The organism is Streptomyces sp. NPDC127177, assembly GCF_042672475.1.
Taxonomy (GTDB): Bacteria; Actinomycetota; Actinomycetes; order Streptomycetales; family Streptomycetaceae; genus Streptomyces.
In genome coordinates this window covers 1-20,055 of the sequence record NZ_JBHXUW010000069.1, presented here as the reverse complement: position 1 = coordinate 20,055, position 20,055 = coordinate 1, and the positions used below count along the sequence as shown (strand labels likewise).

14 protein-coding genes are annotated in these 20,055 nt (G+C 71.0%); 5 read left to right on the top strand and 9 right to left on the bottom strand.

All coding sequences use genetic code 11. From position 1 onward, the window contains the following. Positions 1–89 precede the first annotated feature (89 nt). Both ACFVJX_RS31030 and ACFVJX_RS31025 read right to left on the bottom strand, forming a co-directional pair. Positions 90–1,694, bottom strand: coding sequence for a polyamine aminopropyltransferase (locus ACFVJX_RS31030; RefSeq protein WP_384134273.1), 1,605 nt, complete (start codon positions 1,692–1,694; stop codon positions 90–92). Between the two features lie 84 nt (positions 1,695–1,778). Beyond that, a complete protein-coding gene (locus ACFVJX_RS31025) occupies positions 1,779–2,300 on the bottom strand; it encodes a DUF2617 family protein (protein WP_384134270.1) in 522 nt (173 codons plus the stop codon). A 790-nt stretch (positions 2,301–3,090) separates the two neighbouring features. On the opposite strand from ACFVJX_RS31025, the gene ACFVJX_RS31020 reads away from it, so the two are divergent. Both ACFVJX_RS31020 and ACFVJX_RS31015 read left to right on the top strand, forming a co-directional pair. After that, positions 3,091–4,275, top strand: a complete 1,185-nt coding sequence (locus tag ACFVJX_RS31020; RefSeq protein WP_384134267.1) for a pyridoxal phosphate-dependent aminotransferase — start codon at positions 3,091–3,093, stop codon at positions 4,273–4,275. Positions 4,276–4,606: 331 nt separating this feature from the next. Further along, positions 4,607–4,840 carry a DUF6269 family protein gene (locus tag ACFVJX_RS31015; RefSeq protein ID WP_384134264.1) on the top strand — a complete coding sequence of 78 codons (234 nt, stop codon included), beginning with the start codon at positions 4,607–4,609 and terminating at the stop codon, positions 4,838–4,840. Positions 4,841–4,929: 89 nt separating this feature from the next. On the opposite strand, the gene ACFVJX_RS31010 is transcribed toward ACFVJX_RS31015, so the two are convergent. The 4 genes from ACFVJX_RS31010 to ACFVJX_RS30995 all read right to left on the bottom strand — a co-directional run bounded on the left by ACFVJX_RS31010 (position 4,930) and on the right by ACFVJX_RS30995 (position 11,579). Next, complete coding sequence (locus ACFVJX_RS31010) at positions 4,930–6,801, bottom strand: BTAD domain-containing putative transcriptional regulator (RefSeq protein WP_384134261.1); 1,872 nt, start codon at positions 6,799–6,801, stop codon at positions 4,930–4,932. A 260-nt stretch (positions 6,802–7,061) separates the two neighbouring features. Beyond that, the gene (locus ACFVJX_RS31005) at positions 7,062–9,794 is read right to left on the bottom strand and encodes a BTAD domain-containing putative transcriptional regulator (RefSeq protein ID WP_384134258.1); all 2,733 of its coding nucleotides are present in this window, start codon (positions 9,792–9,794) and stop codon (positions 7,062–7,064) included. 130 nt (positions 9,795–9,924) lie between these two features. Beyond that, positions 9,925–10,149, bottom strand: coding sequence for an acyl-CoA carboxylase epsilon subunit (locus tag ACFVJX_RS31000; protein ID WP_384134256.1), 225 nt, complete (start codon positions 10,147–10,149; stop codon positions 9,925–9,927). Positions 10,150–10,541: 392 nt separating this feature from the next. Then, positions 10,542–11,579, bottom strand: coding sequence for a polyprenyl synthetase family protein (locus tag ACFVJX_RS30995; protein ID WP_384134253.1), 1,038 nt, complete (start codon positions 11,577–11,579; stop codon positions 10,542–10,544). A gap of 431 nt (positions 11,580–12,010) precedes the next feature. On the opposite strand from ACFVJX_RS30995, the gene ACFVJX_RS30990 reads away from it, so the two are divergent. From ACFVJX_RS30990 to ACFVJX_RS30980, 3 genes are all read left to right on the top strand, one after another. Beyond that, positions 12,011–14,176 carry an MMPL family transporter gene (locus ACFVJX_RS30990; protein ID WP_384134250.1) on the top strand — a complete coding sequence of 722 codons (2,166 nt, stop codon included), beginning with the start codon at positions 12,011–12,013 and terminating at the stop codon, positions 14,174–14,176. Between the two features lie 140 nt (positions 14,177–14,316). Next, on the top strand, positions 14,317–14,862 hold the full coding sequence (locus ACFVJX_RS30985; RefSeq protein ID WP_384134247.1) for a hypothetical protein: 546 nt from the start codon (positions 14,317–14,319) through the stop codon (positions 14,860–14,862). Beyond that, the gene (locus ACFVJX_RS30980) at positions 14,859–16,835 is read left to right on the top strand and encodes an ABC1 kinase family protein (RefSeq protein WP_385746295.1); all 1,977 of its coding nucleotides are present in this window, start codon (positions 14,859–14,861) and stop codon (positions 16,833–16,835) included. Before ACFVJX_RS30985 ends, ACFVJX_RS30980 begins: the two co-directional genes overlap by 4 nt. Before the next feature lie 60 nt (positions 16,836–16,895). Here ACFVJX_RS30980 and ACFVJX_RS30975 read toward each other — a convergent pair whose 3' ends face one another. The 3 genes from ACFVJX_RS30975 to ACFVJX_RS30965 all read right to left on the bottom strand — a co-directional run. Then, positions 16,896–17,690 carry an ABC transporter permease gene (locus tag ACFVJX_RS30975; RefSeq protein WP_384134241.1) on the bottom strand — a complete coding sequence of 265 codons (795 nt, stop codon included), beginning with the start codon at positions 17,688–17,690 and terminating at the stop codon, positions 16,896–16,898. Then, positions 17,687–18,706, bottom strand: a complete 1,020-nt coding sequence (locus ACFVJX_RS30970; protein WP_384134238.1) for an ATP-binding cassette domain-containing protein — start codon at positions 18,704–18,706, stop codon at positions 17,687–17,689. The genes ACFVJX_RS30975 and ACFVJX_RS30970 overlap by 4 nt, the downstream gene beginning before the upstream one ends. A gap of 50 nt (positions 18,707–18,756) precedes the next feature. Next, a partial coding sequence (locus ACFVJX_RS30965) for an alpha/beta fold hydrolase (RefSeq protein WP_385746290.1) occupies positions 18,757–20,055 on the bottom strand: 1,299 nt, incomplete at its 5' end.

Sequence of the window (20,055 nt, the reverse complement as noted above, 5' to 3'; positions counted from 1 at the left end):
CTACTCAGCCCCGGCCATCACGTCAGCGCTTCGGCTCCGCCGGAGCCACCCGCCACCACCGGTCACGCCCACCCCCGCACCGCCTCCCGTCACGGCTCGTCCCAGTACCTCGGGTGCACCAGCGTCGAGGGCCGCTGCCCCGGCAGCCGGCCCGCCTCCGCCAGCCGTCCCGCCTCCCGGAGCGCCGGGACGGTCAGGGACTTCAGCTCCGGCGCCTCCGGGTCCAGGCCGAGGGCCGGGGCCCGGCCCGGCCCGGCCAGCACGAATCCCCAGCCGTGCGCCTTCTCGTCCCGGCCCCTCGCACGGTCCCGGTCGGGGCCCGCCATGAAACCGGCGTACCGCCCGCTGATCCGGTAGGGGCGGGTGCCCAGCCCGCCCGCCCTCATGGACGCCTCGACCGTCCAGTACGTGTGCGGCCGGCCGAGCGGCGGCCCCCCGTGCACCACCAGCCGGCCGCCCGGCGCGAGGGCCTCGGCGACCAGGCCGTAGAACTCCGCCGAGTAGAGCTTCGTACTGGCCGAGATCCCCGGATCCGGCAGGTCCGAGATCACCGCGTCGAAGCGGCCGTGCGGCGCCCGCAGCCAGCTGAACGCGTCCCCGGTGACGGCCGTCAGCCGCGGGTCCCGGTAGGCGTGCGCGTTCAGTGCCGAGAGCGCGTGGTCGGTACGGGCCAACCGGGTGACGGCGGGGTCCAGCTCCACCACCGTGACGCTCCGCACGCCCGGGTAGCGCAGCACCTCGCGGGCCGCCAGACCGTCGCCGCCGCCCAGGACCAGCACCCGGGCGTGCGGCCCGTTCATCACCGGATGCACCAGCGCCTCGTGGTAGCGGTACTCGTCGCGCGAGCTGACCCGCAGCCGCCCGTCCAGATAGAGGTCCAGCGAGCTGCGGCCCGCACCCGTCAGCACGACCTCCTGGACGTCGCTCTGCATCGCGACCCGCACCCGGTCCCCGTACACCGCGCGCCGCGCCGCGCGCTCGAAGTCGTCGGCCAGCACCGCGGCCGTGGCCAGCACCGCGATCACCGCCACGTTGGCGGCGATGAGCAGCCACCGGGAACGGCAGGTGAGGTCCCGCCGGAACACCCACAGCACCAGCGCGCCGCCCGCCGCCGCGTTGATCGCACCGGTGAACAGCGCCCCGGTGAGCTGCCCGAGCATCGGCAGCAGCAGGAAGGGGAACGCCAGCCCGCCGACGAGCGCTCCCACGTAGTCCGCCGCGAAGAGGTCGGCGACGGCCCCGCCCGCGTCCTGCCGGTCGACCCGCTGGATCAGCGTCATCAGCAGCGGGATCTCCGCACCGATCAGGACGCCGATGGCCAGCGAGAAGCCCACCAGCGCGTACCGCGACTCCCCGATCCAGGCGAACGTCGCGTAGAGCACCAGCGCGGAGGAGCCGCCGACCAGCGCGAGCGCCGCCTCGATCAGTCCGAACCCGACCGCGGCCCGGCTGCATAAACGTTTCGCGAGAAGTGAGCCGATCCCCATGGCGAAGACCATCACGGAGAGCACGACGGAGGCCTGGGTGACGGAGTCACCGATCAGGTACGAGGCGAGCGCGACCAGCTCCAGCTCGTACACCAGACCGCAGGCGGCGCAGACGAAGACCGCGGCCAGCACGAGGTACCGGCCGGTCCTCGGCCTTACGGGAAGCCGCGCCGCGCCCCCTCGCAGCGACACCTGCTGGTCGATCATGCCGCGAACGCTACGTCACTGGCACGTCGCCGCTTGTCACCCACAAGGGTGTAAGTGGCGTACCCGCAACGGAGTTGGCCCGCGTCACAGCACGGCGGCCGGCATCCGCACACCCACCCGGGTGCGCGTCACCACCAGCTGCCCCTCCTGCGGATACGCGTGCCAGGTGCGCCACCGCACCTGGCCCTCGGTCCGCTGGGCCAGCATGGCGGTGAAGGCGTGCGGGCTGCCCGGGAACGTCCCGGCCAGACCGTGGGGATGGTCGGCGACAAGCGCCAGGAGCTCCTGCGCGCGTCCCGCGAAGGAGCCCGCCCCGAGCGTCTCGACGCGGGCGGCGAACTCGTACTCCCAGTCACCGAGCCGCTTGGAGACACCGAGGGGCAGGGGGGTGCTGCTGCCCGGCATGCAGGCGACGGTTTCGGAGCAGCTGCCCCGGTCCTCCTCCAGGAGCACCTGGTGGGAGGCGCCGAGCAGGCGCAACTGCAGTTGGGCACCGGCGAGACGCAGATCGAGCACGGCGAGCGCCGGGAGCGGTTCGCGCCCCAGCGCCCAGGCCAGATCGGCGGCACGGGTATCGGAATAGGCCGTATGGAGGGTCGTGAGCATGGGTCGGCTCCGCAAACACGCATGGACACATGGACATGGGGGCGCCCCCAAGTGGTGCACGTGGGAGGTGGGAAGCGCCCGATCAGGTCCAACTGGGGTCCGAGGGCTGAATGTTCTCTCCAACGAGGGAATCACGAACTAAGCCGCACTCGCAGTGTTTTTACCCAACTTGGAGTGGTTTCCATCCCCTCGGGGGCCTTCCGGTTCATCTGTTCACCAGCGACTCGCCGCAAGGCCCAACAAAAAGGTGCCCGGCGGGAGTTAGAGCGGATTACCGGAATCCACCCCTCCCACCGGACACCTCCGCCGGCACCGGGCCGCCGTACGTGCTCCCGGTCGCGGACCAGCTGCCCCGTGTCAGCTGCCTCCGCCGCATCCGCCCCCGCCACCGCAGGAGGAACCCCCGCCGCACGAATGGCCCCCGCCGCACGAGTGACCGCCGGAGTGACCGCCCGAGTGGCCCCCGGAATGACCTCCCGAGTGACCCCCGCCGCTACCGCCCCCGTCCCCCGCCCACCAGCTGCCGCCCGCCGCACCGCCGACCGCACCACTGCGCCGGCCACTGCCCTTGCTACGACTGCCGGTGGCCACCACCGCGGACACGAACACTCCGATGGCCACCACTGCGAGCACCGCCACGAGCACTTCCTTCACGGACCTCACGCCCTTCCGTCCCCCGAAGCGAGTCCCCCGCTCCGCACTGGTTCCTGCGTGCAGGAGGGATGCCCCCGCCTCCGCGCGGCCAAAGCAGACTTGAGCAACTCCAGAGCTTCCGCGCAGGATGGCGGTCATGACACAGGGACGACCGCTGCTCAACCGCCGCCTCGCCGAGTTCGGCACGACGATCTTCGCGGAGATGTCCGCGCTGGCCGTCCGCACCGGCGCCATCAACCTCGGCCAGGGGTTCCCGGACACCGACGGACCCGAGGAGGTCCGCGAGGCCGCGGTCCGCGCCCTGCGGGCCGGCCACGGCAACCAGTACCCACCGGGACCCGGCGTCCCCGAACTGCGCACCGCGATCACCGACCACCAGCAGCGGCGCTACGCCCTGACGTACGACCCCGACACCGAGGTCCTGGTCACGGCGGGCGCCACCGAAGCCATCGCCGCCTCGATGCTGGCCCTCCTGGAGCCCGGCGACGAGGTCATCGCGCTGGAGCCGTACTACGACTCGTACGCCGCCTGCATCGCCATGGCGGGAGCCACCCGCGTCCCCGTCACCCTGCGCCCCGAACCCTCGGACGGCAGCTACCGGCTCGACCTCGACGAGCTGCGCGCCGCCGTCACACCCCGGACCCGGCTGCTGCTCCTCAACACCCCGCACAACCCCACGGGAACGGTCCTGACCCGGGACGAACTCTCCGCGATCGCCGAACTGGCCTGCGAGCGCGACCTCCTCGTCGTCACCGACGAGGTCTACGAACACCTGGTCTTCGAGGGCGAGCACCTGCCGCTGGCCGGCTTCCCCGGCATGCGCGAGCGCACGGTCACCATCAGCTCGGCCGGCAAGACGTTCTCGTTCACGGGCTGGAAGGTCGGCTGGATCACCGCGAGCCCCGAGCTGGTGACCGCCGTCCGCTCGGCGAAGCAGTTCCTGACCTATGTCGCCTCCGGCCCCTTCCAGTACGCCGTCGCGGAGGCTCTCCGGCTGCCCGACACGTATTTCACCGAGTTCCGCGAGGATCTGCGGGGCAAGCGGGATCTGCTGTGTACCGGCCTCACCGATGCGGGTTTCCAGGTGTTCCGGCCGGCCGGGACGTACTTCGTCACGGCCGACATCCGCCCGCTCGGCGAGAACGACGGTGCCGCCTTCTGCCGGTCGCTCCCGCAGCGTGCGGGTGTGGTCGCGATCCCCACCTCGGTCTTCTACGACCACATGGAGGCGGGCGCCCCCTATGTTCGGTTCGCGTTCTGCAAACGCACCGAGGTGCTGGCGGACGCCGCGGAACGGCTCCGGAAGGCGTTCGCACACTGACGCCGCATCAGTGAGGCGCACCGGCTGATCCACAGGGTCAGCGAGGAAGGCGTTCGGATCGCACAGCGCAGCCGCCACCGCCAGAGCTGACGGGGCTCGGGCGGTTCCGGGCGGGGAGCGGCCATGTGGACAGCCGCCGCCGTACCGCTCCATCGTGGGCAGTACGGTGGCCGCTGTCCACGGAACGAGCCTGTCCGTCCTGCTCGTACGGCGCCTCTGTATCCGATCTGTACCGGCGGCTGCACATCCACTGGGTGCTGCATATACCGAGAAGGCCGAACCTGTGGACGCGGGACCCGAAACGGGCCCGAGCTCATCTACAGGAGGAACAATGTTCGACGCGGCTACCGGCACGCCCAGGGTCCAACACCCGTTGGAGGTCCTGACGGAGCTAGAGCAGCAGGAGAACCTCAGCCAGGAGCTGCTGCTGCGGGACAGTTCCACTCCGTGGCCGGAACTGATGGCGGACTATCTCGACGCCCTCAGCGTGCTGGCCACGCAGGGCCACCCCACCGGTACGGCGATCTACGGACTCGACGAGGGGCACGCGGGCGGCTGCGGCTGACCGGGCACGTGCGGCGGCTTACCGGCCGGTCGTTGTCCCGGCCCGCCGGTGAGCCGGAAGCACGAGGGACCGCGGGAGCGGAAGAAGGCTCAGCGGACGACGAGTTCGGGCGCGCGCAGGGTGCGTGCGAAGAGCTGGACGAGCGGCAGGAGGCGGTAGCACAGGCCCCCGTCGCCGTGCAGGCTCCACGCCTCCAACAGTTGGGCGTCGACCAGCATTTCCAGCAGTTCCTCCGCCACGTCCGGCCTGGTGTCGAGGAGCGCGGCGCAGTCCCGCGCGGTCAGCCGCGACAGACCGGCCGCGGCCACGACCCGCAGCGCCGTCGCGGCGGCCGGATCGAGCCGGTCCACCACGCTGCGCAGCCCCGCCTGTACGTCCAGGCTGCCCAGCCGCAGTTCGGTCAGCCGTCGTTCGGGCCGCGCCAGCCGGTCGGCGAGCAGCTCGGCCGGCCAGTGCGGGCGGGTCGCCAGGCGCGCTGCCGCGATGCGCAGGGCGATCGGCAGCCGGTCACACGACTCGGCGATGCGTGCGGCGGCCTCGGGCGACGCGGCGAAGCGACCGGGTCCCGCGACAGCGGCGAGCAGCCGTCCCGCATCGGCGGGCGGCAGGACGCCGAGCCGCACCAGCCGGATTCCTTCGAGTGAGGCCAGGTGGGAGCGGACGCCGGTGACGACGGTGCGGCACCCGCCGCCGCCCGGGAGCAGCGGACGCACCTGCGTATCGTCGAACGCGTTGTCGAGGATCACGAGCAGCCCACGGCCGGCTACCAGCGTCCGGTAGAGCTGGATCCGCTCGTCGGCCGCGGCGGGCATCCGGTCGGGTCCGACGCCCAGGGCCTGGAGGAACCAGCCCAGCACCTCCGCCGGTTCGCGGGGGCCGCCCTCCGCCGTGCGCAGGTCCGCGTACAACCGGCCCTGGGGAAAGTCCTCACGGCAGCGGTCGGCCGCCCACAGCGCCAGGGCGGACTTCCCGGTACCCGTCGCACCGGTGACCACGACGTCCTGCTGACCACGGAGTGCGGCGACGACCTCTGCGGTCTCCGTCGCCCTGCCGGTGAAGTCCGCGGGAGCGGCCGGCAGGGTCGCCGGGACCGGCACCCCGCGGCCGGACCCGTCCCCATGCGCGACCGACGGGGGGACGGCCGGCCGGCCGGGCTCGGCCTGATGGCCGGCGGGAGCGGTGTGAGGCACCGGGACGGTGCAGGCGTCGCGTTCCGGCACGGCGGCCGGTTCGAGCATGTCCGTCAGCACCTCCTGGTGGAGGGACCGGAGCAACGGGCTCGGAGTGATGCCGAGTTCGACATCGAGGGCCCGGCGGCCCTCCTCGTAGACGGCGAGCGCGTCGGCCCGGCGGCCGCTGCGGAACAGCGCGGTCATCAGCTGGCCGCGTAACCGTTCGCGAACCGGCTCCGCCGTGACCTGTCTGGTGAGCCCGGGGACCATGTCCCGGTAGCGGCCGAGGGCCAGCGCCGCTTCCCCGTGGTCCTCCAGAGCCGTGAGCCTGGCCTCCTCCATGAGGGGCCCTTCGGCGATCAGCAGGCGTTCGGTGACCCCGGTCAGGGCGGGCCCCCGCCACAGCGCGAGGGCCCGCGCCAGCAGGCGTTCGGCCTCTTCGTAACGCCGGGCCAGCAGTTCGGCGCGCCCCGCGCCCGCGAGTCGCTGGAACTCCGACCAGTCGAGAGAGGCGTCGGTGATGTCCATCCGGTAGCCGGGCCCCTGCCGCTTCAGGCAGACACCGGCGCCGAGGCGTACGCGCAGCCGGGACACGTAGGTGTAGAGCTGTCTGGTACTGGTGATGGGGGGCTCACCGCCCCACAGGACGGCCGTCATCCGGTCGTCGGGCACGACCCGTCCGTCGGCGAGCAGGAGCGTGGCCAGGGTGGTGCGCTGCTTGCGTCCGTCGAGCGTGATCGCATGGCCGTCGTGTTCGGCCGCGACAGGTCCGAGGATCCTGAGGTCCATGAGCGCTGCCCCGTTCGGCGAGCCCGCTCCGGTCACCGGGCCATCTGTTCAGGGACTCTACCGAGCTGGACTTTTCATTCGATTTCGCGAGCTCGAAATCGATCCGGAAAGGCATCGAGAAGAAGGTGCCGGGGAGTGAACCGGGTACCGCGCGGAACGATCGTCCAGCGGCATCCGGACGCCGGCCCTACCGTGCCGGGCGTGACCGCGCGCGAACAGGCCGTGGCCGGCCGCCGCGCATCCGGGGCGTCCCGCCCGGATCAGGGCCTGACCAGTGCGAACAGCTCGTGCGTGACGATGGTCCTGCCGTCCTCGACCAGCAACAGCAGTTGTGCGCAGCGTTTTTGCCACGTCGGCGTCCCCACTTCGCCGAAGAGCGCCTGCGCGGCCCTGAAACTGTCCGCCGCGCCGGCCCGGTCCGCACGCAGCGCCTGAACGCAGCCGAGTACGAGCGCGGCCCGCGCCTCGAGGTAACGGTCGGGCACCGGGGCCGAGGTCGTGGGCGCACGCCGCAGGAGCGCCTCGGTCTCCTGCGCCTTCCCACGGCACCACAGCGCCGCCCCCAGCATGCGCGATGCGTGAGCCTCGCCCCGGCGGTCACCACTGCCCCTGACGAGTTCGGGCGCGCGCCGGGCCGCGGCCCGCACCTGTTGTCCGTCCCCTTCGTGCAGCAGGGCCTCGGCCAGTCCGAGGGTGCTCTGCGCCTCGGCCCGGGCCGTCAGCCGCAGGGCCAGGGGCAGTCGTGCGTGCGCCGGGTCGTACGACCACTGGTCGATTCCCGGAGTGCCGAGCGAGTGCAGCACGACCGCCTCCCCCATGGCGTCGCCGCACCGTACCGCCGCTTCGAGCGCGCGTTCCCCGCGATGGCGCCGGTCCTGGAGGTGGTTACGGTTCCGGAAGAGTTCCACGCTGGTCATGGCCAGGTCCCAGGCGTACGCGGACGCGTCGTACATCACCGCGTGTTCCACCAGGGCGGTGATCGAGACACGTTCGCTCTCGAACCATTCCATGGGATTGCTCAGCAGGTCCTCGACGAGGTCGCCCGGCAGCGGGTGCGGCTGCGCCGGTCCGTGGATGACGGTGCGGTCACCCCCGTAGACACGGCGGTGCGCCTCGTCGGCAAGCCCCAGCCAGGCTCCCCGGGCCCGCCCGGTCGCCGCGAGCCGGTCCGTCTCGCTGTCCTCCGCCTCGGCGCATTCGCGGGCGAAGAGTCTCAGCAGGTCCTGGAAGCGGTAGCGGACAAGGCCGTTGGCACCGCGCAGCGGTTCCAGCAGCTGCGCGTCGACCAGCTGTTCGATGAGGTCCTCGGCGTCGACCGGGTCGATGCCGAGGAGCGCCGCCCCCGCCCAGGCGGCGAAGTCCGGGACGCCAAGGACGCCCAACAGCCGGAACATGCGTGCGGTGTCAGGGGGCAGGTCTCGGTAGCTGAGCCGCAGCCCGGCCCGGACGCCGCGCTCGTCCAGAGTCAGTTCGTCGAGTCTGCGGTGCTGGTCCTCCAGTCGGGCAACCAGGGTGCGGACCGACCAGTGCGGCTTGGCGGCGAGCCGGGCAGCGGCTATCCGCAGGGCGAGCGGCAGTCTGTCGCAGAGTTCGCTGAGGCGTGCGGCACCCACCGGGTCACGGCTGAACCGGGCGTCCCCTGCGACACCGGACAGGAGCGCGATGGCCTCGTCCTGTTCGAGCGAGCCGAGCTGCATGGGCACGAAGCAGTAGTCCCCGGCCAACGCGCTGCCCATGCTGTCCCGGCTGGTGACGAGCACACAGGAGCGCCCGTTGCCCGGCAGCAGGGGCTGTATCTGCTGGAAGGAGAGCGCGTTGTCAAGCACGACAAGCACCCGTCGGCCGTCGAGGACGCTCCGGAAGAGAGCGGTGCGCTCGGCCAGCTCGGCGGGGATCTGTGACCCCGGCACACCGAGCGCGCGCAGGAACGTGTCGAGTACGGCGCCGGGCCTGCGGGGCAGCTCCTCCCCGTCGTAGCCACGCATGTCGGCGAAGAGCTGACCGTCGGGGAAGCGGGCGGCGACCTGATGGGCCCACTGCACGGCGAGGGCGGTCTTGCCGACGCCGCCGGTGCCGGTGATGGAGCCGACCGGCAGCGCGCTGCCGTTCAGGTGCTCCAGCAGCCGGTCCAGCGAGGCCAGTTCGGTGCGACGTCCGGTGAAGGAGGCGACGCTGGGCGGCAGATGGGCCGGCACGGCAGTCGGGGACGCGAGCACCGAGATCTCGGCCGGCAGGCCGAGCTCCGGGGAGTCGGCGAGGATCTGCTCATGCAGTTCCTGCAGCGCGGGGCCGGGAGCGATACCGAGTTCGCCGGCGAGTATCCGCTGTCCCTCGCGGTAGGTCTCCAGCGCTTCGGCGCGGCGGCCGGAGCGGTACTGAGCGAGCATCAGGTGTGCCTTGACCTGCTCCCGGAGCGGGTGTTCGCGCACGAACCCGCTGAGCTCACCGATCAGCTCCCGGTGCTGCCCGAGCTGGAGTCGGAGTCCGGCCTGCTCCTCGTAGACGTCCAGGCGCATCTCGGTGAGCCGTGCGGCCTCCGCCTCCACACGCTCGGCCAGGACGCCTTCGAGCGCGGGGCCCCGCCACATGGCGAGGGCCACCTCGAAGTGGTCGCGGGCCTCCTCGATCCGGCCCAGGCGGGCCGCTTCCCTCCCCCTGGCCGCCCGGTCCTCGAACTCGACCGCGTCGATGCGGTGTTCACCCGCGTGGAGCACGTACCCGGGGTGGCTCGTGACCAAGAGGTCCTCGACGCCGACGGCGTTCTTGATCGTCTTGCGGAGCGCGGACACACAGATGGCGATCTGATTGCGGGCGGTCACGGGCGGGTTCCCGCGCCAGACCGCGTCGGCGAGGGCGTCGACGGACACCACTCGGTCGGGCGCAAGCAGCAGCATCGACATGATGGTGCGCTGGCGGCCCCCCTGGAGCACGACCGGACGACCGTCGGCGCTGACGTTCAACGGCCCCAGGATCCGGAACACCACCTGACGCACGGACTGCCTCCTGATAGACGCCGCAGCCTTGTCTGTGCGACCGGTTTCGTCGTTGTCCTCGCTGACTAGCAGGGCACAGTCCTCTGCGACGACGGCGTCAGCAAGCCGCTGTCCGGGCCACCGGTCCGTCTCACCGACGGGCCGTCCAGGACCCCGGGGGCCGGAGTGCCGGATCCGGCCGGCACCGGGCCGTGGGGCCACGGCGGGCCGCCTCCTGCGCGTTCTCGGGGGCGGCCAAGGCGGCCAGGGAGCCCAGGAGCGCGGTGGCGGCGGCGATTTCGTCCGGTCCGGGGCTGCCGCTGATCACCCTGAGCAGGGTGGGGCCCAGCGGTCCTGCGAGTGCGAGTACGGACATCAGGACTCCTCACGGGGCGGGTCGCCCGGTTTGCGGGAGGTCGGACCGGCGGGTTCGGCAAGGAGCGTCACGGCCGCCGACGAGCGCGGGCCGGGCGTCCGCGGGATCGATGACGTCATCGACGCGTGCGTGCACGGCGGTGCGGCAGAGGTACCTGAGCTCGGCCCCCGTACTCCTCGGCCAGCTGCTCCCGCACGGTGTCCGGGACATCGGAAGCATGGTCCGGCAGCGGAGGACAACGTTGGCAGCCGGCTCCGCGCCCGGCATGGCGAGCCGGTGCCCGGAGCCGGGTCCGGGCGCGCCCGGGCCCCTCGTTCATCGTCATGACCATCCCTCCTCGTGCCGTTCGGTGCCGCACCACCCCGGCGTCCGGGTGCCACTCCGGGGCGCGTTCAGACCCGGCTCTCGGCGACGACGTCGCAGAGCTCGGTGAGGGCGCGTCGCGCCGGCAGGTCCGGCAGCGCCTCCAGCGCGGCACGGGCGCGGTCCAGCCGTTGCCGCACCATCGTCCGTGCCTCCCCGATCGCGGGAGAGCGGCCGAAGAGCTCCAGGGCGCGACGGTGGTCCGCGGGGTCGGTCACGGAGCCGTCCCCGAGCAGCGTGCGCAGCTCCTGGTCCCCGGGGCTGCTGCCGGCAAGCGCCAGCAGGACGGGCAGGCTCGGGACCCCGGTGAGCAGGTCCCTGCCCAGGTCCTTGCCGGTGAGCTCGGCAAGGGATGTCAGGTCCAGCAGGTCGTCGGCGATCTGGAAGGCGATGCCGAGCTGCTCCGCGTACTCGGTGAGGGCGGGCACGCAGGGGGCGGGTGTGCCCGCCTGAACGGCTCCGCTCACCAGGGACAGCGCCATCAGCGCGGCGGTCTTGCCCTCCGCGACCCGGAAGTAGTGCGCGACGGGGTCCTGGCCGGGCGCCGGGCCCGTCAGTTCCCGCAGCTGCCCGGCCACCAGCCGCTCGGCGGTACGCGCGTTGAGGGCGACGGCTTCGGGGCCGAGGCTCGCGGCAAGCCCGGCGGCCCGTGCGAGCAGCCAGTCACCGCTCAGCACGGCGGCCCGCTCACCCCATCGGGCATGGACGCTCGGGGCCCCGTGCCGGGTGTCGGCACCGTCCATCACGTCGTCGTGATGGAGCGAGGAGATGTGGACGAGTTCCGACAGGACGGCCGCCTCGGTGACTCCGTGCCGCCACGGCTCGCCGAACTCGGCTCCGAGCAGCACCAGCAGCGGCCGCAGCCGTTTGCCGCCCGCCGCCGCGAGATGGGAGGTGAGCGCGGCGACCCTCGGATCGGGTGCGCTGCCCACGCAGTCCTGGAGCCATTTCTCCGCATCTGCCAGGGCAGCGGTGATTCGGAACCGGAATTCGGGATCGTCCGGGACGATCCGGCCGATCAGGTCCTCGGAACGATGCTCCGGCGCGTGTGCGGGGACTTCGCGCATGTGATGAACCTCCACGAGAAATCCTCCATCGCACCGGCGGAACAAATGGTCCGAGCATCGGGCACTACTTTCTGTCCAGGTCAGCCACCGGACAACGGCGCTGACATGAAGGTGCCAGGAGTACGCGGACCTTTGCCCGGCGCTGGATTGTCAGCTTCGTGCCAATCCTTTCCTCCGGTCCGGCCGGAACAGTCACCCGGAAATACCTGCTCGTCCAAACTGTGTGAATGGACGGAGGAACTTCCTCGAAAGATCCCCGAAACCTCCAACCGGCAGTGGACCACGCGTCATTCGCACGCGACAGCGAGTGGACCGGGGCGGACCGGCTTGCGCTCACGGCATGTTGATGCCAGATAGCGCTGCCACTCCGTACGCGGGAGCCGACAGAAGCCGACACTTGCGGGGCCCTGGCATTTCCTCGAAGGAGCACCATGTTCGGAAGGATCGGGCGGTCCGCCGTCAAACACCCCTGGTTGACCATCCTCGCCTGGCTGGTCGCCGCGATTGCGGCAGCCTCGCTGGCGCCACCGCTCAAGGCCGTGAGCGATCAGGCGGAGTTCCTTCCGTCCCACTACGAGTCGGTGCAGGCGGCCAAGGTCCAGGAGCGGGCGTTCCCGCAGCAGGACCAGCCGGCTTCCATCGCGGTGTTCCGGCGCTCGGACAACGCCGAACTCACCACGGCGGACAAGGCCGATGTGTCCAGGATCTCGGCGGCCCTGGACGACGCGGGCCTCAAGAAGATCAAGAAGGTGGAGACCAGCCCGAAGTCGGTGTCCGCCGGCGGTGAGATCGCGCTGGCGAGCATTTTCGCCACCACGAAGGACCCGTACGACGCCGAACTGATCGACTCGGTGAAGGACCTGCGTCAGAAGGCGAAGCCGCTGCTCGACGGCACCTCGCTCCGGATGGGCGTGACCGGCGCGGCGGCGACCGCGCTGGACACCCAGGAGTCCTCCGGCGACACCGACTCCATGATCATGATGGCGACCCTGCTGCTGATCGTGGTGCTGCTCGCGCTCATCTTCCGCAGCCCCCTGATCGCGATCCTGCCGGTGCTGATCATCGGCCTCGTCTTCGGAGTGGCCGTCGGGCTGATCTCGGCCACGTCCGAGCTGGGCGGCTTCCAGGCCGACGCCTCGATCAGCTCCATCCTCATCGTGGTGCTGTTCGGCGTCGGCACCGACTACATCCTGTTCCTGCTCTTCCGCTACCGGGAGTTCCTGCGACAGGGCCGGCCCCCCAAGGAGGCCATGAGCGAGGCCGTGGCCCGCGTCGGCGAAACCATCGCCTCCGCGGCCGGCGCGGTGATCATCGCCTTCCTCGCGCTGCTGCTGTCCAGTCTCGGGATGCTGCGCGCCATGGGCCCGGCGCTGGCGATCGCGGTGGCCGTCACGCTCGTCGCCGCTCTGACCCTGGTGCCGGCCGTCTTCTCCCTGCTGGGGGCCAAGGCGTTCTGGCCGTCCAAGGCCTGGAAGAAGCAGCCGAAGCACGGCCTCGCCCAGCGTGTCGGGTCACTCACCGCCCGCCGCCCCGGTGTCGTGGCCGCCGCGTCCGGCGGGCTGCTCGCCGTACTCGCGGTCGGCGTCTTCAGTTTCACCCCCGAATTCGACAGCACCGGCTCGCTGCCCAAGGACCTGGAGTCCGTCCGGGCCATGGAGGATCTGCAGCGCGGCTTCTCAGCCGGCCAGACCGACCCGACCTGGGTCATCGTCGAGTCGCAGGACGGCGGCCCGCTCGAGCAGACGCAGGTCGACGCGTACGCGAAGAAGCTCGGCGCGGCCGGACTCGGCCAGGTCACGCCGGCCGCACTCGGGTCCAAGGGCGCCGCAGCCCAGATCGGTGTGGTGCTGAAGTACAAGCCGGCCGGCGAGGAAGCCATCGAGTTGGTCTCGGGGAAGCTCCGCGACACCGCCCACGACGCCGCGCCGAAGGGCACGCGGGTGCTCGTGGGTGGCACCTCGGCGGTTCTCGCCGACATCCAGCACGCGACCAACCGGGACTACTCGGTGGTCTTCCCAGCCGCCGGCGTCGCCATCATGATCATCCTGGGGCTCCTGCTCCGGAGCGCTGTCGCCCCCTGGTACCTGATGCTCTCCGTCGGTCTGGGCTTCACCGCGACGCTCGGCTCCACGGTGTGGCTGTTCCAGAGCATCAAGGGTGAGCAGGGCCTGCTCTTCACCCTGCCGGTGATCATGTACCTCTTCGTCGTGGCGATCGGCACCGACTACAACATCCTCATGGTGGCCCGGCTGCGCGAGGAGATCCGGGCGGGCAACACCCCGGCGGAGGCCGTACGGCAGGCCATCATCCACTCCGCGTCCACGATCGGGGCGGCTGCCGTCATCCTGGCCGGGACCTTCGGTGTACTGCTCCTCGCCGAGAACAGCATGCTCCAGCAGATGGGCTTCGCCGTCGCGTTCGGCATCCTGCTGACCGCTTTCGTCATGGCGCTGTTGCTGGTTCCCGCGGTGACGACCATGCTGGGCGACCGGGCCTGGTGGCCGGGTGGCCGGGGCAACGGGTCGACCGGTCACGACAGCACGGAAGGCACGGCCGACTCCGGGACACCGGAACCGGCAACCTCCGCTTCCGTCTGACCCGTTCGGCGGCCCGACGGGTCGTGCTCATGACCACTCGACCGGCACTGCCCGGCGTGCCTGCCGCCCCCCAGGGGTGACAGGCACGCCGGGCGTCGGCCGGTTGCACCAGATACGAGATGACGGGCAGTCTCCCTTCCATGGCTACGGAAACCAGCAGCGCCAAGGCTCAGCCGCCGACCATCACCACTCCCCCTCCGCCCCGTTGGGCCCGCTGGGCGGCACACGCCGTCCCCCTGGCCGCCCTGCCGTCATCGCTCTGGCGCCTCTCGATGACCGTGGGTCTGCCGGTCGGCTACAGCGACGCGGTGCTCCGCTCCGACTACGGCATCCCGGGTTCGGGCTACTTCGTCCTGCCGCTGATCACCCTCGCCCAGGAGGGGGTGGCTCTGCTCACCCTCGGGCTGATCAGCAACTGGGGCCTTGTCGTACCTGGTTGGGTCCCCTTCATCGGCGGCAGACCCGTCCGCCCGATGGCCGCGGTCGTGCCGGCCGCCATCGGCGCACTGATCATGACCCTGGTGACGTTCAGTCAGCTGATGATCTGGGACAGCGTCGACCAGGACACGCTCACCGGCGGCCACCGCGCCTTCATGGGCTGGTGCTACGCCCCGCTGCTGCTGTGGGGCCCGCTGCTCGCCGCCGTCACCGTCTCCTACCACCTGCGGCGCAGGCAGGACCGGTGAACCCCGCGGTACTCGTCCTCCTGGCCGCGCTGTCCCTCACCGTCTTCCTCACCGGTCTCGCCTCGGGCGCCCGGCGCCTGCTCGGCATCAGTATCGGCAAGGGACGCGCCGTGCTCACCGCCGGCGTGGGTCTCGCCACCGGCACCCTGATCAGCAGGCCCCTGCGCGGTGTGCATCCACTGGCCCTGATAAGCCTGGAGATCGGGGTGTCGCTGCTGGTGGCCATGGGTTTCCTGGCCGTGACAGAGGTGCTGGCCCCGGGCCGGACACTGCCCGGCCTGGCGCGGCTGCCGGAGGCGGTGCGCCGCCGCTTCGCCCGCACACGCCGGTACGCCCGGCTCAGCCGGATATTCGTCCGTCACGGGCTCGGCCGGTTCTTCAGCGGCAAGTCGCGGCGGGGGCCCGGGGCCCCCGCCGCTCGGGTCCTGCTGGCGCCGGCGCTGCGCGAGGCCCTGGAGGAGGCGGGCGCCACCTTCGTCAAGCTCGGCCAGGTGATGTCCACCCGCCACGACCTGATGCCCCCCGAGTTCATCGAGGAGCTCAGCAAGCTCCAGGACCAGGCGGCATCGGATCCCTGGCCCGCCGTGGAAGAGGTCCTGACCCAGGAACTGGGCGCACCGGTGGACGAGGTGTTCGCCGCGTTCGACCACAACACGATCGCCGCGGGTTCGATCGCCCAGGTGCACCGAGCACGGCTGCACACCGGCGAACAGGTGGCGGTCAAGGTGCAGCGGCCCGGGGCACGTTCCATTGTCGTGGACGACCTGGACATTCTCTACCGGTTCGCCGCCAAGCTGGAGCAGCACTCCGACTGGGGCCGCAATGTCGGGGCCAAGGCCCTGGCGCAGGGGTTCGCCGTCTCGCTCCAGGAGGAGCTGGACTTCCGGATCGAAGCACGCAACACGCTGTCGGTGGCCGCCGCGATCGAGGCGATCACGTTGGCCCGGGCGACCGACGGCGACTCGGTCATCCGCGTGCCCGGGGTCCACGAGGAACTGTGCAGCCGGGGCGTGCTGGTGACCGAGTGGCTGGAGGGCACACCGCTGCACAGTGTCTCGGGTGTGCTCGACGAACGGGGCCTGGACCGGGACGCGCTGGCCCGGACGATGCTCGAATGCCTGCTGGGCCAGATCATGACCAGCGGGGTCTTCCACGCAGACCCGCACCCCGGCAATCTGCTGCTGCTGGAGAACGGCCGGCTCGGCATGCTGGACTTCGGTTCGGTGGGACGCATCGACCGGTCGCTCCGCTCCACCCTGCGCGGCATGCTTCTCGCACTGCACCGAGGCGACCCGCCCGGCCTCTGCGACAGCCTGCTGGCCCTGGTGACACACCCTGAGCACATCGACGAGCGGCAACTTGAGCGTGCTCTCGGGCAGTTCCTCGCCCGCCACTTCGCCCCGGGCGTCAAACCGGACCGGGAGATGTTCGCCGAGCTGTTCTCGATCGTGGCCCGGTACGGGATCAGCGTGCCGCCGGAGATCGCTGCCGTCTTCCGCGCGCTGGCCACCATGGAGGGCTCTCTGGACCGGCTCGTGCCCGGCTTCGACATCGTCGCGGAGGCCCGCTCCTTCGCGGTCACCGACCATCTGCAGAAGCTCAAGCCCGAGGCGCTGGGGCGGACACTGGCCGAGGAACTCATCAGCGTCCTGCCGATGCTGCGCCGGCTGCCCCGGCGCGTCGAGCGCATAGGCAGCGCCGTGGAGAGCGGCCAACTTGTCGTAGGAGTGCGGGTGTTCGGAGAGCCGGCCGACCGGCGTTTCGTCCGCTCCCTGGTGCACGAGGTGCTGCTGACATTCCTGGGCGGCATCATCGGGCTGGTCGGTGTGCAACTGCTGCGCACCTCCGGCGGGCCCCGGATCAGTGAGGGCCTGGGGCTCTTCGAGCTCTTCGGCTACAACCTTCTGGTGCTCAGCTGTGTGCTCGTGATGCGGGTGCTCTTCCTCATGATCGGCGCTCCGCGCGAACGCTGACGACAGTGGCCCCCGGCACCCGAGGCACGAAGACCTCGGGTACCGGGGGCCACTGTCGGTTCAGTGCTGTGCGGCCGCCTTCTGGTACGCCCTCACGGCGAGCGGTATCACCACGACGAGCAGGACCGTCAGCACGACCAGCGCGGCCGGGATCGGGTGCTGGGCCGGTAGCGCCGATCCGGCGACCCCCTGTTCGTTGCCGAACAGTTCCCGGCCGGCCGACACCACCGAACTCACCGGGTTCCACTCCGCGATCGCTCGCAGCCAGCCAGGGAGCCCGTCCAGCGGTACGAAGGCGTTGGAGAGGAACGCGAGCGGCATCATGATGACGCCGGCCAGGGCGCTGACCGCCTCCACGTTGCGCAGGGTGAGCCCGATCAGGGCGCCCAGCCACGACATCGCGAAGCCCATGAGGAGCAGCAGGCCGAACCCGGCGAGGGTCTTCAGGACGCCGTTGTGCGCACGCCAGCCGATCAGGTAGCCGACGAGTGCCATCACCGCGCAGGTCCAGGTGACCAGCACGGCGTCCGCCACGGTGCGGCCGATGAGCACGGACGAACGGGCGATGGGCAGTGCGCGGAAACGGTCCACCAGACCGTTGTTGAGGTCGTTCACCACACCGACTGCGGTGGTGGTGATGTTGGCGAGCATCACCTGCGCGAAGATGCCGGCCATGATGTATTCCTTGTAGCCGCCCTGGCCCGGCACCTGCATCGCGCTGCCGAAGAGGTAGCCGAAGACCATGACGAACGCCACCGGCATGACCGTGATGCCGAGCAGCTGCTCGGGCATGCGGCGGATGTGCCGCATCTGACGGCCCGCGAGGGCGAATGAGTCGCTCAGTGCCTCGGTCATGCCGGCTCCTTCTCCTTCTGCGTCGTGCTGCCCGCGGTGGTGGCCCCGTCCGCGGCGTCCGGGGTGTCGGCGGCAGGCCCGCCCGTGTGGCCGGTCAGGGCGAGGAACACGTCGTCGAGGGAGGAGCGACGCACAGCGAAGTCCTCCGGCTCGATACCCAGCGCCTCCAGTCCGGCCGCGGCGGTGGCGATGGTCGCCACGCCGCCGGTGAGCGGCACGGACACCGTGCGGCCCTGTTCGTCGAAGACGGGGTCGGTGGGTGACACGGCGGACAGTGCACGCACCACCGCCGGCAGGTCCGCCGCGTCGGCCACGGACACCTCCAGGCGCTCGCCGCCGACCTTGCGCTTGAGCTCGTCGGGGGTTCCGTCGGCGATGACCATGCCCTTGTCGATGACCGCGATGCGGTCGGCGAGCAGGTCGGCCTCCTCCAGGTACTGCGTGGTGAGCAGCACGGTCGTCCCGGCCACCACCTGCTCCCGGATCATGTCCCACAGGGCGAGCCGGCTCGTGAGGTCGAGGCCGGTCGTCGGCTCGTCCAGGAAGAGCACCGGTGGCCGCGCGACCAGGCTCGCGGCGAGGTCGAGCCGCCGGCGCATACCACCGGAGTACGTCTTGGCCATCCGGCCGGCGGCGTCGGTGAGACCGAACTGCTCAAGCAGTTCGGTCGCCCGGACCTTGGCCGCGCGGCGTCCGAGGTGCAGGAGCACCCCGATGAGCTCGATGTTCTCGCGCCCGGTCAGCCGCTCGTCGACGGCCGCGTACTGCCCGGTCAGACCGATGCTCCGGCGGATTTCCAGCGCCTGTGTGGCCAGGTCGTATCCGGCCACGGTGGCCCGGCCCTCGTCCGGGTCCAGCAGGGTGGACAGGATCCGCACGGTCGTCGTCTTGCCGGCGCCGTTGGGGCCGAGCACTCCGAGGACCGTTCCAGCCGGGACGGAGAGGTCGATGCCGCTCAGCGCCTGGTGGTCGCCGTAGCGCTTGCGAAGGCCCTCTGCCGATATTGCCGTTTCCATGACGGCACGCTCCATTTCGTTGCGTCGATTTGTTCGGACTCGCGCCTGTGTCAGGCGAGTTCGATGAGCTTCTGGTGAAGGACCCGGCCTATCTCGGCGGCCGGTTCCGGCTGCAGCAGGTGGCTGTGGTGTGCGTCGACCAGGTGGGTACTGACCGCGCCCGCCACATGCGGCCGCCACGATCCGACCGAGTCGGTCGCCTTGCCGGACGGGGCGTCCGTACCGACGGTGGACACGAACAGCAACAGGTCGCCGTCGAAGCGCCGCGGCCGGTACTCGGCGCTGAGCTCGTGGTTGTTGATGCCCACCTGCATGAACGCCGTGATGTGGCGTTCCTCCAGGCTGCCCAGGGCGCTGTCCCGGCCACGAATGACCTCCATCACCCACTGGTGGTCGAGCGGGCCCTGCGGGACGTCGGCCAGGTCGTAGCCCACGAAGTCGAGCAGGGTCTCCAGTACGTCCCGCTCCGTGGGAAGCGCGTAGTCGTCGTCCTCCCAGGACTGGTCGTACGGCGTCTGGTCGAGGTTGGCGAGCAGCGCCACCTTCTCCCCCGCCTCGGACAGGAGGGTGGCGATCTCGTGCGCCACCAGCCCGCCGAACGACCAGCCGACGAGGTGGTACGGGCCCGACGGCTGGACCGTGCGGATCTGCTCCACGTAGTCCGCCGCCATCTCCGCGACACTCGTCGCGATCCCTCCCTTGCCGTCCAGGCCGCGGGCCTGGAGTCCGTAGACGGGGAACTCGGCAGGGATGTGCTTGAGCAGGGACGAGTAGGGCCAGGAGAGTCCTCCCGCGCCGTGCACGCAGAAGAGCGGAGGCCGCTCCCCCCCGGCACGCAGCGGCATCAGCACCTCGAAGCCGTCACTGTCGGTGCCGGTTCCGAGCTTGTCCATCAGCTGGGCGACCGTGGGTGTCTCGAAGATGCCCCGGTTGCTCAGTTTGACGCCGAGGACGCTGCGAATGCGGCTCACCAACTGGATCGAGGTGATGCTGTCGCCGCCGAGTTCGAAGAAGCTGTCGTCGATCCCGACCCGGTCCACGTTGAGCACCTCGGCGAAGACGCCGCAGAGCACCTCCTCCTGTACGGACCGTGGGCCCCGGCTGCCCGTGGTGACGTCGCGTTCGGGTGCGGGCAGAGCCTTCCGGTCGAGCTTCCCGTTCACCGTCAACGGCAACGCGTCCAGAACCACGAAGGCCGACGGCACCATGTAGTCCGGGAGCGCGGATGCGACGTGTGCCCGCAGCGCTTCGACCTCCAGCACCGCACCCGCGGCCGGCACCACATACGCGACCAGCCGCTTCACCCCCGGCTGGTCCTCCCGCACCACCACCGCGACCTGCCCCACCAC

Coding starts and splice junctions, on each gene's coding strand:
- ACFVJX_RS31010 (WP_384134261.1), bottom strand. CDS start 6,801: ATGGACCTCAGGATCCTCGGACCTGTCGCGGCCGAACACGACGGCCAT.
- ACFVJX_RS30995 (WP_384134253.1), bottom strand. CDS start 11,579: ATGCGCGAAGTCCCCGCACACGCGCCGGAGCATCGTTCCGAGGACCTG.
- ACFVJX_RS31025 (WP_384134270.1), bottom strand. CDS start 2,300: ATGCTCACGACCCTCCATACGGCCTATTCCGATACCCGTGCCGCCGAT.
- ACFVJX_RS30990 (WP_384134250.1), top strand. CDS start 12,011: ATGTTCGGAAGGATCGGGCGGTCCGCCGTCAAACACCCCTGGTTGACC.
- ACFVJX_RS31015 (WP_384134264.1), top strand. CDS start 4,607: ATGTTCGACGCGGCTACCGGCACGCCCAGGGTCCAACACCCGTTGGAG.
- ACFVJX_RS30975 (WP_384134241.1), bottom strand. CDS start 17,690: ATGACCGAGGCACTGAGCGACTCATTCGCCCTCGCGGGCCGTCAGATG.
- ACFVJX_RS30985 (WP_384134247.1), top strand. CDS start 14,317: ATGGCTACGGAAACCAGCAGCGCCAAGGCTCAGCCGCCGACCATCACC.
- ACFVJX_RS30970 (WP_384134238.1), bottom strand. CDS start 18,706: ATGGAAACGGCAATATCGGCAGAGGGCCTTCGCAAGCGCTACGGCGAC.
- ACFVJX_RS31030 (WP_384134273.1), bottom strand. CDS start 1,694: ATGATCGACCAGCAGGTGTCGCTGCGAGGGGGCGCGGCGCGGCTTCCC.
- ACFVJX_RS31020 (WP_384134267.1), top strand. CDS start 3,091: ATGACACAGGGACGACCGCTGCTCAACCGCCGCCTCGCCGAGTTCGGC.
- ACFVJX_RS31000 (WP_384134256.1), bottom strand. CDS start 10,149: ATGTCCGTACTCGCACTCGCAGGACCGCTGGGCCCCACCCTGCTCAGG.